The organism is Peijinzhouia sedimentorum (assembly GCF_049340005.1).
Classification (GTDB): Bacteria; Bacteroidota; Bacteroidia; order Cytophagales; family Cyclobacteriaceae; genus CAXBDP01.
In genome coordinates, this window is the sequence record NZ_JBMPIY010000013.1 from 85,679 (window position 1) to 102,232 (window position 16,554).

Sequence of the window (16,554 nt, forward strand, 5' to 3'; positions counted from 1 at the left end):
TTACGCAAAGAACCGCAAAGGATTAGGTTTCTTCTCTGCGATCTCAGCGTCTTCCTTGGCGATTCTCTGCGTTTAAATTCTTCTTTTTTCTTAACCGCAGAGGGCGCAGAGATTTACGCAAAGAACCGCAAAGGATTAGGTTTCTTCTCTGCGATCTTCGCGTCTTCCCTTGGCGATTCTCTGCGTTTAAATTCTTCCTTTTTTAAACCGCAATGAACACACAGTTTTCCACAAAGGAATTGAATCAATGCAGCAATGATTTTCAATATTAAAAAAACTGCTAAAGGAATAAATACTTAAAACCGCGTAGCAACCACTATAGTTTCCTTAAAAGATCGCAGTCGACCTTCCATATCATAAATTTCAAAAAGGACGATATAATAACCAATTCTGGCTTTTCGACCAGTTTGATCTGTGCCATCCCAAGTGAAAAAACCCTCAGTGCCCAATAATTCATTTTGAGCTACTTTCTTAATTTCCCGCCCTAGCACATCAAATACGGTGATATTGGCGACATTGCCTTGGTTGGCAAATTGGTAGGAAATAGTAGCGAAATTGGGCGTACCTGGATCGTCGGGAGCAAAACTCTTCGGTTCAATGCTGAAGTTCTCTGCAATTCCATCCACTTGCAATCTTTGGGCGTTTTGATACCCCGGCGTAGCATATCCTTCTGACTGCACACCCGAAGTCCAATTTTCTCTGCTCTCGGTTGGTGTATTTACGGAAATCCGTTCAAGCGAAACCCCTTTGTAATCCTTCACCAATGGATGATGCAAATCTTCATCGTAATTGAGCTGATCGAGGATGGTCACATTATCATCAATCAATATCACACTTCCGCCAGATTGGGGATAGCTGGGCAAACTCATTTGGAGAAATCGCTCGCTTTTACCCTTTGGATATTCAATTGCTAAAACGCTAGAATCATCCGTAAAAACTAGATATTCCTGCGGACCAAACAGAAATACATCTGAAGTAATGGTTCTAAAATTATCTGGATCGCCTGCTGAATTGGCATTTGCCAAACGCCAATTTTGAAGATTTAAAATCTTTTCAGAGGAATTATAAATTTCCACAAACTTAGCTCCTCCCGTTCGTGGGTTTGGGAGTATTTCGTTGATCACAACATCCAATGGTGCGGCTGGAGAAGGAAGACCGAAGTTTGCGCTATTGACAGTTTCGTGAAGTAAATTGCCACTGCAATCTGTAATACCATTCACTTGTATGGAATAATAGATTCCTTCAACAGCTTCATCATTCAGCCGAACAATTACCTCCCGCATGTAAGGCTCCATTATTCCAACACTTTCAATTGCGAGCATTGGCTCAATTTGGATTGAGGCATTTAGTGCCGAAATAGGATCTAACTTTTCATTAAAAATAAGCCTGAGCTGATTTGAATTATCCAAGGCCACTCTTTGTAAAATTGGGCCTTCAGTATCCGGATTCTCCGCCAATACACTGTTTTCTCTCCCTGGCGTTCCTCCACTTTGATCGTCCGACGCGCGCCAATTTGCTTGCGCTACACAAGGAAAATTTAGATCAATTATTTCCAAACTATATCCACCATCAGCTTTGATATTATCTCTATACCAAGTGTCGCTATAGCTAATCGTAAACACCAATTCACCATTTGGTCCTTTGAGGCTAAGGTCATCGCCACCCACATTCAAGGTAGGCCACGGACTAAGCGGAATGATTTTGAAATCTGTGTAATCTTCCCAAAGATCGAGTCGTGTAGCTGGAACGAGAAGCAAATATTCTCCAGCCCGAATGGTTACATCCGGCAAAGGCACTGCACGTGTAGCATCGCTGAAAGTGAAATTCAGAAGAGAAATGGCTGTGGTGCCGGGATTGTGAATTTCTGCATATTCTGAGTCCGGCAATTGGGTACGGTCAGATGGGCGCGCCATTATTTCTGTGATCAACAAGTCGTTGAAAGAATAAAATTGCGCTTGCACTCCTATGCTGCAAAAGCATAAAAAAACTCCAAAAAGAAACCGTTTCATGTTTTCCCTTTGGAGCTAACTTACAAAATTTATATAATAATTACCAGCTAAAATTAAATATTATCACACACCGAAACGGCGAGCAATCAATTCTAAGAATTCTCCAACCTGCTCAGAGTCAAGATTCCAGTTATATTTATCCACATATTTAGAGCTTAGCAAGCCTTCTGCTTCATCATAGTTGGCGCAGGCGTCGAAGGCATCGAGCGCTTTAATAAATTCCTCTCTATTTCCATCGAAAAGCTCATTAGTGAACATGAATTTCTGATTGATCGTCATGATTTTGCTCAGGCTCTCAATCTTTTTATGGCTATGAATATCGGCCAAAGTTCTTTTGGAGTCTACCGCAATTGTATCATAAAAAGTCTTCGATTGATTTCCTCCCGCTTCTTCTTTCTTTGGTTGATTGGCAGGAGCGTTTGATGACACTTTTTCTCTAATTTGATCTTTTACCGAGTGGCCAACATTGTTTGTATACAATATATCTAAATCAGGTGCTGATACTTCCGACAAGGCTTTGATATGCGGGAGGGTATCGTCCAATTCTTCGTCCATCTCCTGCCATACTTTCTTCAGGAATTCTTGCGCTTCCAATACGCCAACGGTGCGCCCCGCCACTTTTGCTTCTAAACCAGTAATCAATCCTGCATTGGTTTTAATGTACTTTTTGAAAGAAGCAATTTCTTCATTACCCACATTTTGCAATTTACCAATGGCGCGATGCATCCACGTAAATGGATCAAAAATCAAGGTGATGGTATCTTTTACCGCTTCTTCGAGCAAGGGTTTAAAATCCTTCTCGCTAATGGAGATATTTCGAGAAAGCACGTTCATCAGCTCATCCATTTGCTCTTGCACTTCCTTAGCATTGAAATCGAAATACGGCGACATCAATTGCCGACGTTCTTCATTCCAGCGATTAAAGAGATTCATAACAATAAGCAGATTTACTTGCTTACTTTGCTTGAGCTTGAGAATATCCGGCCCACTGAGCTTTTTAGTGCTTTTGAACAATTCGGTACAGAATACTTTTACATAATCCTTGCTGTATTTGCTTAGTGAGGCTTGATTGAGCTTGTTCTCCATAACTGAATTTCTTTCTTTTGTAAAGCTAAAAAATATGCTTGAGTTAGTCATCCAAAATTTCCATAATAAGAGCTTCAAATCGTCGCGTGAATCTCAAACCTTGCTAAAGCTCGCTCAAGACCATTATATGGACTGGATGCATGCTTGTGGTGGCAAAGGACGCTGCACAACTTGCCGTGTGGAAGTGATTGATGGCTCCGCAAACTTAGAGCCGATTACTGATGCAGAGCAAAGGTTTTTTGATTTGAACAAACTTAAGCCCAATGAAAGGTTGGCTTGCCAGGCAGTTTTAAAGGGAAAAGTAGTCGTAAAAATCCCTGATAGTTGTAAATTTCCACATCTAGACTATTCCGAGTAGTGTCATTATTTATCGAACCCAACTTCAGGAGCTTTCGCTCCGACAATAAAAATCGCACTGGCTGCATCGAGGTCATTTGTGGATCTATGTTTTCCGGCAAAACGGAAGAACTTATCCGCAGGCTCAATCGAGCTAAAATTGCTCGACAAAAAGTGGAGATTTTCAAGCCTAGCATTGATACGCGCTACCATGAGGAGGAGGTAGTTTCGCACAATGAGAATAGCATTCGTTCCACGCCCGTTCAATTTGCAAATGATATCATGCTACTTGCAGGTGATTGCGATATTGTGGGTGTAGATGAAGCTCAATTTTTTGATGAGGACATCGTAAAAGTAGCTTCATCATTGGCCGATGCTGGCAAAAGAGTGATCTTGGCTGGCTTGGATATGGATTTCGCAGGTAAGCCATTTGGCTCCATGCCTGAGTTAATGGCCATAGCAGAATATGTCACGAAGGTACATGCGATATGTATGGTTTGTGGCGATATAGCGGCCTATTCCTATCGACTGAAAGCATCGGAACAGCAAGTGTTGTTGGGCGAAAAAGAAGCTTATGAAGCTCGCTGCCGAAAATGCTTCAAACAAGGGATGAGCAATAAATAAGGAGAAAAGCCATGCGCTACAAAACTTACGGCATTGTGCTCAGTAATATCAAATACAGGGAGACATCCATTATTGTACGCATCCTAACGGAGAAATTTGGCTTGCAAACCTATATTGTAAATGGCGTCCGCTCTGCCAAAGCCAAAGGGAAAATCTCTCTATATCAGCCACTCACTTTGCTCGATTTGGTGGTGTATCATAAAGGTGATGGCCGAATGAGTAGAATTTCCGAGTTGCATTGTTCACATCCTTATCAGAGTATTCCTTATGCATTTAAGAAAACTACCATTGCCATTTTCCTTTCAGAGGTTTTAGAAAAAGTAGTGCGGGAGGAAGAAGAAAATAATGAGCAGTTTCAATTCCTTTACTCTGCACTCAGGATGTTCGACGAAAAGCGGGAGGGTTTCGAGAACTTCCACCTTCAGCTATTACTCAAACTCACCCAATACTTGGGTATTTATCCCGATTCGCCTGAAGATTTTTACCGAGATACCAATACCTCACTCAAAGGCAATGAGCATATTGCCAGCCACATTTCAGCCCTGATCGATGAGGACTTTGACCATACTTTTCAAATTAGCGGTGCCCACAGAAAGGCCTTATTGATGCAAACGTTAGAGTTTTACAAAACCCATATCGATGGATTTGGAGAACTCCGCTCTTTGGAAATTTTACAAGAAATTATGCATTAAAAAAGCCGAAATTAATTCGGCTTTTCTATATGCTATTTCAAACTGATCTTAACTCATTCTTGCGGCAACTTCATCGTAATTCACCAGGTTCCACCAGTTTTTCACATAGTCGCCTCTTAGGTTTTGGTAGTGGAGATAATAGGCATGCTCCCATACATCTAAACCTAAAAGTGGTGTGCCTTTCAATTCTGACACATCCATCAGTGGATTATCTTGGTTTGGTGTGCTGCCGATCATTAGTTTGCCATTCGACTCGACCAACCAAGCCCAACCTGAGCCAAATCTGCCTGTCGCCGCTTTTGAAAATTCTTCTTTGAATGAATCCATAGAGCCAAATGAAGCATTAATGGCTTCACTCAGTTTGCCAGGAACTTCATTTCCACCCGGCTTCATGATATTCCAAAACAAATCATGGTTGTAGTGCCCTCCCGCATTGTTGCGGATAGCGACAGGATGATTGGATACATTGGCCAAAAGCTCTTCGATATTTGCAGCTGTAATGTTATTTTCTGTTAATGCATTATTGAGATTGTTTACATATCCTGCATGGTGCTTTCCATAATGTATTTCCATGGTCATGGTATCGATATGCGGTTCTAATGCATCAAATGCATAAGGCAATGCTGCCTGAGCAAAACTCAAAGGCGTTTGCTCCATAGTTTCTTCGTTTTCATCTCCTCCCGCTCCATCGGCACATGAACTTAGCATAGGAATACCTGCTCCCACCAAAATAGACGCTTGAAGGCTCTTTTTAATAAATACTCTTCTGTTTGATCTCATAATATGATAGCTATCTGTTAAATACAATTTTACTAAAATTACGTACTTTTGTGACCAACATCAATAAAAATTACAAAAGCTTAACCTTATGGCTGATAAACTGTTTGAAGAAATCCCGTCGTTAGACCTAAATGATTTCACAAAAGGTACTCCTGACCAAAAAGCTGAATTTGTTCGTAAGCTTGGCGAAGCATATACGAGCATTGGCTTTATAGCAGTGAAAAATCACGGTCTTTCTGATGAGTTGAGAGATAAGCTTTATGAGAGTATCATTAAGTTTTTTCAGCTTCCGGACGACGTGAAGAAGAAATATGAGGATGCAGAACTAGCCGGGCAGCGTGGCTATACGGGTAAAGGAAAAGAACATGCAAAGGGCAGATCTACTGGCGATTTGAAGGAGTTCTATCAAATTGGACAAATGGTAGAAGACGGCGATCCTGTGAAGGAAGAATACCCTGATAATATATGGCCTACAGAAATCGCTGAAATGGAAGCGACTTGTACCGAAGCTTACAAAACTTTGGAGAAAGCTGGATTCCAAATTCTAAAGGCTGTGGCAACTTATCTTGGCTTGGAAGAAACGTATTTCGATAATAAAGTGAAAAATGGCAACAGTATTTTGCGTTGCATTCACTACTTCCCAATCGAGAATCCCGACGAAGTGCCTGCAGATGCAGTACGTGCTGCAGAACATGGCGATATCAATCTAATTACGCTCCTGATGGGTGCAAGTGCCGATGGCCTGCAAGTATTGCGTCGCGATGGCAAATGGATACCAATTACCGCTTTGCCGGAACAAATTGTGGTGAATATTGGCGATATGCTTGCACGTCATACAAATGACAAATTGAAATCGACTATCCACCGAGTAGTGAACCCTCCAAAGGAAAAAATGAATGCTTCGCGTTATTCCATTCCTTTCTTTATGCATCCTAAGTCCAATATGGATTTGACTTGCCTAGACAGCTGTGTGGATGAGCAAAACCCTAAGCAGTATGAGGACATTACTGCAGGTGAATTTCTGGATGAAAGACTTCGAGAAATTGGTTTGAAGAAATAAATAGAAAAGCCGGCTAAATGTCGGCTTTTTTGATGCTTTGCTTTATCCATTCTATTGCCTATTTTTCAAGATAATAAAAGCCATTGATAAGGAAAGTTCGCTATCTCATCTTTCTTAAAGACATTCTCATTTTGTCTGTTACTTGCTTTGGTGGAGCGCAAGCACATCTTGCGTTTTTCCTTGAGCGTTTGGTTAAGAAGAGAGCTTATCTCACAGAAGATGATTTGATGGAGCTTACCGCTCTCACATCGATTCTGCCCGGCCCAGCCAGCACTCAAATACTTACATCGCTTGGATTCAAAATCGGTGGGCCAAATCTTGCTTATCTCACACTGCTAGTATGGATAATGCCTGGTGTAATTCTTATGACTACACTTGGAATATTCATCAATTACTTGAACGCTAATAATTTAGACTTAAGCTTTACTAAGTTCATTCAGCCAATGGCTGTGGGCTTTGTAAGTTATGCTGCATTGATGATAAGCACCAAATTGGTGAAATCTAAAGACGCATTGGCCATTATGGTTGTGAGCATCATTGTGACTTATTATGTGAGCTCTCCGTATTTATTTCCAGTATTATTACTTGTGGCTGGTTCGCTTACTGCCTTCAAATACGAACGCCAATCCATTGAAGAAAAGGAGAAGATTAATGTCAAATGGGCAAATTTTCTTTTGTGGGGTGGCGTGTTCATCGCTGCTGCTGTTACTGGTGCCATTACCCAATGGAAAGGAATGTTGATCTTCGAAAACTTCTACAGGAATGGGTCCCTAATATTTGGAGGCGGACAAGTCCTTATTCCTCTTATCTATACCGAATTTGTTGAGTTTAAGGCCTTTTTGAGTTCTGAAGAATTCCTGATTGGCTATGGCTTCGCTCAAGGATTACCCGGCCCGACATTCGCTTTTAGTGCATTTATTGGTGCGCTTTCGATGCGGGAAATGGGCATTGGTGGTGAAATTGGGGGAGGAATACTAGCTTCATTGGGCATATTTCTTCCAGGTACATTTTTGATCTTTTTTGTGATTCGTATTTGGGAGGGCCTAAAGAAATATAGAGTAGTACGTGCTTCACTCGAAGGAATCAATGCCGCCTCGGCAGGGATGGTGGCTGCGACAGCGATCATTCTTTTCGATCCAATTGATGGAAATTTTATAAATATCATGGTGATTGTAGGCACATTTTGCATGCTTTACTTCACCAAAATTCCTGCTCCACTAATCATCCTTGTCGGACTCATTGCAGGGGTCATTTTTTGAAGCTAATATAAGCGATATTTTCAATCACTTTAATTTCAGCTTGTGCTCCCATAATAACTGGGAAGTGTGGAAATTCGTGACCAGAAGGGAAACCGAAAAATACCGGCAAATTGTACTCAGCTACCAAATCTAGGATTAGTTCTTCTAAACTGTCTGAATAATCCTTCTGCTCAGAAATATTTGTGAAATAGCCCAAAAGCAAGCCACTTAAATTCTCGAGCAGGCAAGCTCTTTTTAGCTGCCACAGCATTCGATCTATCTTATACATGGGTTCTCCCACCTCTTCGATGAAGAGTAGTTTTCCTTTGGATAAAGAAAAGTCTTTAGTGCCAATTAGATGGGTGATGAGCGAAAGGTTACCTCCTATAATTTGCCCACTGGTATTTCGAGGACGGTCGTTTTTGGTAATGGGAAAACTCCATTCGGCATTCGTTCCAAATAAGAAACTACGAAGAAGCGGGAGGGATGTCAATGCTTCTTCTTTACCCAAGGCAGCCGTCATCATCGCATGAATCGATGCAACACCTTGTTGCTGAATAGCAAAATGTAAAGCAGTAATATCGCTATACCCAATAATCCATTTTGGATTTTTCGAAAAACCACTCCAGTCGATACGATCTAATAAATGGCTAATTCCAAAACCCCCTCTATTGCAAAAAATAGCCTTGATTTTAGGATCATCGAGTGCTGATTGCAGATCGGCTAATCTTTGCGATGAAGTTCCGGCAAACCTCCCGCTTTTTATCAAGGCATGCTTCCCAATCTTCACTTTCAAGTCCCAGCTTTTCAGTATTTCTACTCCAGAAGATAGTGCCGTTTCTTCAACACATCCTGATGGAGATATAGCTGCTACAAAATCGCCTTTTCGTAAGTACGGAGGAAAAATCATCTAATTGTATTTGCTCTCAATTAAAGCAATAGATTGAACATAAAAAAACCCTGCCTTTTTGAAAAAGCAGGGTTTCAAATATCTTTTTATCGATTAATTGTTGTCGATAATAGAGCTTTCATTTTCTTCGCCATCAGCGGGAGGAGTAATACCCAACTTAGCAAATACTAAATTGGTAATGTTGTCCTGCTCTGGAGCTACAAGTAAAATAGCACCATTTCCATCACTGAACACATAAGTATAACCGTTTTCCTTAGCTACATCTTCAATGGCCTTTTGTGCTTTATCATAAGCAGGTTGTAGCAATTCATTTCTTTTTCTTGTTAGTGACTGTTGAGCCTCAGCTTGGAATTGCTGTAAACTATTGTACATAGTTTGCAACTCAGTTTGTAAAGCTAACATTTGCTCTTCGGTAAGAGTAGCAGCCGTTTTCTCATATGTATCCTGCTTTACTTGTAATTCCTGCTGTTTTGCTTGGAACTGTTGACCAAGTTTAGTCTCGAAAGAGGTAAATTCATTTTCAGCCGCTCTAGTTTCTGGTAATTGGCTTACAATTAAGTCTATGTTAGTATAGCCTATTTTAAGCTGGGCTTGGGCTGCAAAACTCAATGATGTTACTAATGCAACTAGAATGAAAAATTTCGATTTCATGGGAATGTTCATTTAATTAATAATTTTTTTAGTTTCCGGGATTATTTGGATTGTTAAGCCCAAGTTCTTCTAACACAAAGTCTGTATAGTCATGCCTTGGATTTGTAAAGAGCATCACCATCTCACCTGACTTATCAAACAAAAAATCTAATCTTTGTTTTCGACAAACGGTTTCGATTGCTTCGTAAACTTTGTCGTGTATAGGTCGAGTTAGTTCTTGCTGCCTTACAAAGAAGGTGCCATTTGGTCCAAAGATAGAGGATTGAAAATTTTCTACCTCTTGTTCTTTTAATTTAATGGAAGCAAGTCGCTCTTCCTTCATTTCCTTTGTCAACAATACCTCTTCTGCCTGTAAGGCATCGTATAAGCCTTGCACCTCTATTCGCAAATTCTGTACCTCTTTTCTCCAGTCGGCAGCCAAGTCATCCAACTGCTTTTGTGCAGCTGCATATTCAGGCATTTTGCTCAGCACATATTCAGAATCAATATACCCAAATTTCTGTGCATGCGCAGAAAATTGAACGATAATAAATAAAGCTATAAAGGCACAAAACTGTTTCATTACTACCTGAATTGTTGACCAATTGTAAAGTGAACTTGTGCACCACTAGGGGTAGTACTGCCAGGAAGTCTGTCGAAGCCATAGCCCCAATCCACACCAAGTAATCCAAATGCTGGCATAAATACTCGAGCACCTACTCCAGCAGAACGATAAAGGTTGAATGGATTGTATTCCTGATAATTGTTGAATGTATTTCCACCCTCAGCAAAACCTAATAAATAGATTGATGCTTGTGGATTCATAGAAACTGGATATCGCACTTCCATTGTGAATTTATTATACATAATACCTCCACGGAAATTCGTTTGCTGATCAACCGGCTGAATCGTATTATCATCATAACCTCTTAGCGCAATGATTTCCTGCGCTAAAATAAAGCCTTGCTGCCCTGCCAATCCGGAACCACCCATAATAAAGCGCTCGAATGGGCTAAAGCCAGTACGATTATTATACTGACCAATAAAACCCAAATTGGTTTTGGCCATAAGAACAAACTTAGCCGGCAATGGAATGAAGAAGGAAGCATCAAACATCCACTTATGATACTCAACCCATCTGAATTGCTCAGCAGGTTCTAGATCTGAATAAACTTTATCCTTATTAAATACCGAGTATGGAGGAGTAAGATTAGCTGTTAGCATTACAGATCCACCAAATTGAGGGAATCTAGGGTTTGCAATGCTATTTCTAGATATTACTGTATTGAAAGTAATATTGTTAGACAATCCATTATCGAAACCAAGTAGGCTACCAAAGTTATTTACATTATACACCATGTAGGTGACGGAGTTTTGGATTTGGAAGAAGTTATCTGGCCATTTTACTCTGCGGCCTAAACCTACAGTAGCACTAGATACTTTGAATGAGCCTAACTGCTGATTTGTTACAAAATCTATGTTTCGCTGAATTGATCTATTCAAATTGAATGAAAAAGCATTAGGCTTTTTGCCACCTAACCAAGGCTCGGAAAAATCGAAACTATAGCTTTGAAATCTTCTACCATTTGCTTGAATTCTAAGTCCTAGTGATTGTCCATCTCCTACTGGTAATGGTCTCCAAGTACTAGGTTTAGTGAGGTTCTTCGTCGAGAAGTTATTGAAACGGAGACCTACGGTACCTACGAATCCGAAAATACCGCCCCAACCCCCAGAAAGTTCTATTTGATCACTCGGAGTTTCTTCTAAGTCCCAAGCAATATCCACTGTTCCATCATTTTGGTTAGGAATAGGTCTTGGGTTTATTGTTTCAGGGTTAAAATAACCTAAAGCAGATAGTTCACTTTGTGTACGAATAATATTGCTTCGGCTAAACTTCTCGCCAGGTCTGGTAAATAGTTCGCGAATTACCACATGATCGTTGGTGCGGTCATTCCCTGCAATAATCACTTTGTTAATAGTGGCTTGTGGGCCTTCGAACATGCGAATTTCCAAGTCAATGGTATCGTTCTCTACTCTAACTTCAGCAGGATTTGCTTGGAAAAACAAATAGCCATTGTCCATATATAATGAGGCCACATCTTCTTGTGGATCAAAATTTAATTTTCTGTCTAATAATTCTTGATTGTAGATATCACCTCTTTGTACACCTAAAATTGCGGCAAGTTCTTCATCGGTATGAACATAATTGCCAACCCATTTTACATCACCAAAATAGTATCTATTTCCTTCATCAATTCTTAGCAGCACATCTAGTGTGCTTTCACCGGATTTATAAACAGAATCTTGAACTATGGTAGCATCTCTGAAGCCTCTAGCATTGTAAAAGGCAATAACCTTATCCTTATCTTCACGAAATTTATTATCAACAAACTTAGAGCCTCCGAATATATTCAACTTCACGTTATCATAAATGTAGTTCTTTGCAACCTCGAACTCCATTTTTTCTCTTTTGGTAAAGAAGTTTGCCACTTTCTTCGGCGTCAGCTGAGTAATGCCTTTTATGAGATTGCCTACCAAGTGAAATCTAACCTTTTCGTTAGTTCCTTTCATTTGGCCTTTTAACCTTCTACTGTCAAATTCATCATTACCAACAATATGAATATCCTTGATATTAACTTTTTGTTTTTTGTCAACAATAAACGTTAAACGATCTCTTGAACGCATTACAGTATCACGCTCTAATTCGGTTCTAATCGTGGCATTCAAAAAGCCTTTCTCATCAAAGTGCTTTTTGATAATTAATTCCGAATTTTTGATAAGTGAATTTGTAGGAACCTTACCAATTAAATTAACCTTTTCGATCAATTCAGATTGTTCTGTTTTCGTAACCCCAACCCAGTTCACTCGATTTACCGTGCCTCTTTCTGCAATGTAAATGATTAAGGAAACCTTGTCGCCAACAGCATCGGTCACATAAATACCAACATCATCTAGGAATCCTTGATCCCACAGTTTCTTGGTGGCTCTTGAAATTTGCTCTCCAGGAATAGTAATTTTGTCGCCTACATTCAATCCTGCCAAGTTTCCCAGAATGGCTGAATCTAGAATATTTGCTCCTACTACACCTATGGACTCAATCTCATATGTTTTGGGATTGGTATAGGAAAGGTCAATTACATTGATCTCTTCTGGTTTTGTTTCTTGTGACCTCACTCCATATCTAATCTGTGCTTGCAGACTGAAAATGGTCATTAAAAATAATGAGGTAAGTATAATTTTCTTCATGCCAACCACTACGATTTCACTTGTTCACTAATTTTGCCAAATCTTCTTTCTCTTTGTTGATAAGCATAGATTGCATCGTACAAATGCTCTTTGCGAAAATCTGGCCAAAGCACTTCTGTAAAATACAATTCACAGTAAGCCAATTGCCACAAAAGGAAATTGCTAATTCTCATTTCACCGCTCGTTCTTATCAATAACTCTGGATCAGGGAACGCATTCGTATTAAGATGCTCAGAAATTGTATTTTGGCTTATTTCTTCACTAGAAATTTCACCTTTTTTTACTTTTTCGGAAATAATCTTCACTGCTTCCGTTATTTCCCACCTTCCAGAATAGCTCAAGGCCAATATTAAATTGAGCCCCGTATTACTTCTTGTCTCTTTTATTGCTTCTTCCAACTCTGCTTGACAGCCTTTTGGAAGCGAGGTCAAATCGCCAATAGAGTGCAATCTAACGTTATTTTTGGTTAGCACGCGCAGCTCTTTTCGAATGGTGGATACTAATAAACTCATAAGCGCATCTACTTCCTCCCGCGGTCTTCCCCAGTTTTCAGTTGAAAAAGCATACAAAGTCAAATAGTTTACACCTAATTCCGCACAACTTTCCGTGACTTCTCTTACAGATTTGATGGCATTTTTGTGCCCAAAAATGCGCTGAGCGCCCTTTTGCTTGGCCCATCTGCCATTTCCATCCATGATCACCGCTATATGCGACGGAAGTTTATTTTTATCAAGCTTTTCCAGCATGCCTGCTATTGTCCCAAAATTAAGGCTACAAAATTGGCTATTTATTTTTAATAAATCGAATCGAGAGCAAAATCCTTTAGAAATAAGGGTTTGTTGGACAATCGGAACGGAAAATGGTATAGGTCAAATGAACTCCTAAGTAATAATACCAGTCCCGCTTATAGGGGTTGCCGCCAGTGTAGCTTTTGGTAATTGGAGCTTCACTTATATTGTCCAAAGTGTAGGAATAGGCTTTTCTAGCGCTGAATTCTACATCCAAAGTCCATTTGTAAGATACTGGGAAGCGGAGACCCCCACCAATTGGAATAGATGGATTAAATTCTGAATAATCTTCCTCGGCTTGATCTTCGGCAGATAGATAATAGCCAGCAAGTCCTGCGAAAACATAGGGGCTAAAACCATAAGGTGCCCTTTTATCAGTGAAATCGAAAAACTGATATTCTAATAAAGCCGCGCCTTCGAAAATAATTCCTTTAAAGAAGTTGGCGCGATTCACACTGTATATGTCTCTTTGATCTTCTTCGCCTTTTATTCCACCCACTGTACCTGCAATTCGCACGCTGAAAGGTTTTGCCAAATGCTTTTTGTAAAAGATTGTACCAGCAATTCTATTTTGATCTATAGCATATCCTTGCTGCAAATCGCCAGTATAACTAATGCCTCCTAACCCAAAACCAACAGCGGAATCTTGCGCTTTCACGGATGTAGCGCACAAAATCCCAAAAGCTAAGGATAAGTAAAGGGGAAGTATTCGAATGGAAAATAATTGTTTCAAGAAAACCATTTGCATCTAAACGCTAAACTCAATTTTATTATATAATTTGGAATTAATTTCTGGCGTCTAGCCCCCAATTTAGTTTTTGTCTGAGGGTATCAAAAAAACTGTATCCATCGAATTTCACCAATTTGGCCGAAAAATTTTCTTTTCTTACTGCCAAAGGTGTACTTATATCTACTACTTGCGAACGTGAATCTACAGAAATCATCGCATTGCCTAATCTACATTCCACTTCAAAGGAAATGACACTTGCATCGGATACGACCATTGGGCGCACTGTTAAGTTATGTGGGCTCACCGGAGTGATTACAAAATTACTTGATTGAGGCAAAACTAATGGCCCTCCACAACTTAGACTATAGCCTGTAGAGCCGGTTGGCGTGGCGATAATAAGGCCATCTGCCCAATAAGAGTTAAGGTATTCGCCATTAATATAGGTGTGTACCGTAATCATCGAAGACGTATCCGTTTTCAATATGGTGACTTCGTTCAACCCGAAATTTATTCCGCCAAAAAGCTCTCTATCTGACTCTACTTTTACCAAAGTCCGCTTGTCGATACTGTAAGCGTTTTTGAATAGATCATTTATGGCTTTCTTGGTTTGGTCGCGGGGAGTAGTGGCCAAAAAGCCTAAACGTCCCGTATTTATCCCCACAATAGGAATTTCTAATTCGCGCACATGCGTTATGGAATCAAGCAAAGTGCCATCACCGCCTAGACTGAAAAAGAAAGAAACTTTGTGCAAATCGCTCTTTTCATGGTAAACCTTGGCGGCACCGATATTTAGATTTTTGTGTGCAAGTAATTGTTCGTGAAAAGATTGGCTAATTAAAATCTGAACCTTGCGTTGATGAAGTTCATCAAAAAGATCCTGAACATAATTCAGTGATTCACTTTTCAAACTTCTACCATGAATAGCAATTTTCATTTATAATTGGTTATCGTGTTGGTGTAGCGGCGGGAGGATATAAAACTCAAATACTCAAATATTTCATTAACAAATCCCAGCGACTTTTATCATCAGATTCGGTGACTGCGTCTTGGAAGCGGCCTATGATTTTGTATCCAAATCGCTCCAAAGTGGCGATAATATGAGATAAGTTCGTCCTATTAATTTTTAATGTGAGTTTGATTTTAGAAGCATCAAGATGATCGTCTGTAACACAGCAACTCAATATTTTGGCCTCATTTTCTTCTATCAACCGGCTAATTGCAGATAATGAATAATCAATCTGATTCATCGAAAGCACTATTATCGCTCCTGGACTTTGTACTGAAGCCGTTTGAGCAAAGGCAGTGATGGTGTCTTCAATAGTAATTACTCCTTCGTATTCATTGAGATTATTCAGCACAGCAACCATTTTTACATGGTGCTCTGAGGCCATTTTTAATACATTATAGAAATGCTCGTCTTCCTTCACCCAACAATCTTGGCCTATCAAGGGAAAGCTTTTAATTTCTAACTCCGCATTATTCGATTCGAAAATGATGTCTTCACTTATAAAACCAATGAACTTTCCATCTTCTAAAACAGGAATTTCAGAAATTCGCATTTCTTCCATCCAAGAAATTGCCTTTGAGGCAAGATCCGTCGGCTTAAGTGGCGGAATCATTTGATTTATAAGTTCGGCTGCGATCATACGGCTACATTTTCTTCTAATAAAAAGGCTTCCAATAATTCATTGAATTTTTCTGGCTGCTCCATCATCGGTGCATGACAACACTTATCTATAAACCTAAGTTTGGAGTTTTTGATTAATCTATTGAATTCATACCCAACTAAAGGCGGAGTAATAGTATCATTAAGCCCCCAAACTAATAATGTGGGCTGTTCAATTTTCACAATCTCCTCAGCCATATTATGTCGCTGTGCCGACTTGGCAATTGCAACAATCCGAAGGCATTTTGGAATGCTCGTAGTGATTTCAAAAATTTCATCCACAAACTCCTTAGAAATGATTTTTGGATCATAGAAAGTATATTCTACTCTGTCCTTTATATAATCGTAGCTTCCTCTGCGCGGGAATGATCCTCCCATGGAATTTTCGAAAAGGCCGGAGGAACCAGTCAATACTAGATTCTTCACTTTCTCTGGATGCTTAAGTGTGTAGATCAATGCAATATGTCCACCAAGTGAATTGCCCATCAGTGTCATCTTATCAAGCCCTTGTTGCTTAACAAACTCATGAACAAATTCTTCAAGATTATCCAAACCTGCTTTGCGCAGAGGCATTTCATAAATTGGAAGCATTGGGATGATCACCCGATGCGTTTTAGAAAATTTGTTTACCACACCTTCCCAATTACTCAAGGCTCCAAATAAGCCATGAAGTAAAAGCAAAACCTCACCCTCACCTTCATCTATGAAATCAAATTTTCCTTTATGTTTAATTTTTAAGGTCATATAAATAAAGCTTTA

At 39.8% G+C, this 16,554-nt stretch carries 18 protein-coding genes; 6 read left to right on the plus strand and 12 right to left on the minus strand.

Annotation, left to right across the window (positions count from 1 at the left end; genetic code table 11):
• The coding region (locus ACOXY8_RS15025) for a hypothetical protein (protein WP_458332428.1) at positions 1 to 216 on the plus strand (216 nt) is incomplete at its 5' end.
• A gap of 80 nt (positions 217 to 296) precedes the next feature.
• On the opposite strand, the gene ACOXY8_RS15030 is transcribed toward ACOXY8_RS15025, so the two are convergent.
• Positions 297 to 2,009, minus strand: a complete 1,713-nt coding sequence (locus tag ACOXY8_RS15030; RefSeq protein ID WP_458332429.1) for a lamin tail domain-containing protein — start codon at positions 2,007 to 2,009, stop codon at positions 297 to 299.
• Positions 2,010 to 2,072: 63 nt separating this feature from the next.
• Positions 2,073 to 3,095 carry a hypothetical protein gene (locus ACOXY8_RS15035; protein WP_458332430.1) on the minus strand — a complete coding sequence of 341 codons (1,023 nt, stop codon included), beginning with the start codon at positions 3,093 to 3,095 and terminating at the stop codon, positions 2,073 to 2,075.
• A gap of 34 nt (positions 3,096 to 3,129) precedes the next feature.
• Here ACOXY8_RS15035 and ACOXY8_RS15040 point away from each other — a divergent pair, with 34 nt between their 5' ends.
• The 3 genes from ACOXY8_RS15040 to recO are packed head-to-tail and all read left to right on the plus strand — an operon-like array spanning position 3,130 to position 4,747.
• Positions 3,130 to 3,453 carry a 2Fe-2S iron-sulfur cluster-binding protein gene (locus ACOXY8_RS15040; RefSeq protein ID WP_458332431.1) on the plus strand — a complete coding sequence of 108 codons (324 nt, stop codon included), beginning with the start codon at positions 3,130 to 3,132 and terminating at the stop codon, positions 3,451 to 3,453.
• Positions 3,453 to 4,055 (plus strand): thymidine kinase, encoded by a 603-nt coding sequence (locus ACOXY8_RS15045; protein WP_458332432.1) that lies wholly within the window; start codon positions 3,453 to 3,455, stop codon positions 4,053 to 4,055. Before ACOXY8_RS15040 ends, ACOXY8_RS15045 begins: the two co-directional genes overlap by 1 nt.
• 11 nt (positions 4,056 to 4,066) lie before the next feature.
• Positions 4,067 to 4,747, plus strand: a complete 681-nt coding sequence (recO, locus tag ACOXY8_RS15050) for a DNA repair protein RecO (protein WP_458332433.1) — start codon at positions 4,067 to 4,069, stop codon at positions 4,745 to 4,747.
• A gap of 48 nt (positions 4,748 to 4,795) precedes the next feature.
• Here recO and ACOXY8_RS15055 read toward each other — a convergent pair whose 3' ends face one another.
• Positions 4,796 to 5,527, minus strand: coding sequence for a superoxide dismutase (locus tag ACOXY8_RS15055; RefSeq protein ID WP_458332434.1), 732 nt, complete (start codon positions 5,525 to 5,527; stop codon positions 4,796 to 4,798).
• A gap of 88 nt (positions 5,528 to 5,615) precedes the next feature.
• On the opposite strand from ACOXY8_RS15055, the gene ACOXY8_RS15060 reads away from it, so the two are divergent.
• Together ACOXY8_RS15060 and chrA are read left to right on the plus strand one after the other, a co-directional pair.
• Positions 5,616 to 6,587 (plus strand): isopenicillin N synthase family dioxygenase, encoded by a 972-nt coding sequence (locus tag ACOXY8_RS15060; protein ID WP_458332435.1) that lies wholly within the window; start codon positions 5,616 to 5,618, stop codon positions 6,585 to 6,587.
• Positions 6,588 to 6,670: 83 nt separating this feature from the next.
• On the plus strand, positions 6,671 to 7,846 hold the full coding sequence (gene chrA, locus ACOXY8_RS15065) for a chromate efflux transporter (RefSeq protein WP_458332436.1): 1,176 nt from the start codon (positions 6,671 to 6,673) through the stop codon (positions 7,844 to 7,846).
• Here chrA and ACOXY8_RS15070 read toward each other — a convergent pair.
• From ACOXY8_RS15070 to ACOXY8_RS15110, 9 genes are all read right to left on the minus strand, one after another.
• Positions 7,836 to 8,735: a S66 peptidase family protein gene (locus ACOXY8_RS15070; RefSeq protein ID WP_458332437.1), complete on the minus strand. Its 900-nt coding sequence runs from the start codon at positions 8,733 to 8,735 to the stop codon at positions 7,836 to 7,838. The two genes, chrA and ACOXY8_RS15070, sit on opposite strands and share 11 nt — an antisense overlap.
• A 93-nt stretch (positions 8,736 to 8,828) precedes the next feature.
• The gene (locus tag ACOXY8_RS15075) at positions 8,829 to 9,386 is read right to left on the minus strand and encodes an OmpH family outer membrane protein (RefSeq protein ID WP_458332438.1); all 558 of its coding nucleotides are present in this window, start codon (positions 9,384 to 9,386) and stop codon (positions 8,829 to 8,831) included.
• 28 nt (positions 9,387 to 9,414) lie between these two features.
• Complete coding sequence (locus tag ACOXY8_RS15080; protein ID WP_458332439.1) at positions 9,415 to 9,948, minus strand: OmpH family outer membrane protein; 534 nt, start codon at positions 9,946 to 9,948, stop codon at positions 9,415 to 9,417.
• A gap of 2 nt (positions 9,949 to 9,950) precedes the next feature.
• Positions 9,951 to 12,611: a BamA/OMP85 family outer membrane protein gene (locus ACOXY8_RS15085; RefSeq protein WP_458332440.1), complete on the minus strand. Its 2,661-nt coding sequence runs from the start codon at positions 12,609 to 12,611 to the stop codon at positions 9,951 to 9,953.
• 8 nt (positions 12,612 to 12,619) lie between these two features.
• Positions 12,620 to 13,357, minus strand: a complete 738-nt coding sequence (locus ACOXY8_RS15090; protein WP_458332441.1) for an isoprenyl transferase — start codon at positions 13,355 to 13,357, stop codon at positions 12,620 to 12,622.
• Positions 13,358 to 13,433: 76 nt separating this feature from the next.
• On the minus strand, positions 13,434 to 14,132 hold the full coding sequence (gene porG / locus ACOXY8_RS15095) for a type IX secretion system protein PorG (protein ID WP_458332442.1): 699 nt from the start codon (positions 14,130 to 14,132) through the stop codon (positions 13,434 to 13,436).
• Between the two features lie 52 nt (positions 14,133 to 14,184).
• Entirely contained in the window at positions 14,185 to 15,063 is an 879-nt protein-coding gene (locus ACOXY8_RS15100) for an NAD kinase (protein ID WP_458332443.1), read from the minus strand.
• 46 nt (positions 15,064 to 15,109) lie between these two features.
• Positions 15,110 to 15,775 carry a CBS domain-containing protein gene (locus ACOXY8_RS15105; RefSeq protein WP_458332444.1) on the minus strand — a complete coding sequence of 222 codons (666 nt, stop codon included), beginning with the start codon at positions 15,773 to 15,775 and terminating at the stop codon, positions 15,110 to 15,112.
• Positions 15,772 to 16,539: an alpha/beta fold hydrolase gene (locus ACOXY8_RS15110; protein WP_458332445.1), complete on the minus strand. Its 768-nt coding sequence runs from the start codon at positions 16,537 to 16,539 to the stop codon at positions 15,772 to 15,774. Before ACOXY8_RS15110 ends, ACOXY8_RS15105 begins: the two co-directional genes overlap by 4 nt.
• Positions 16,540 to 16,554 lie beyond the last annotated feature (15 nt).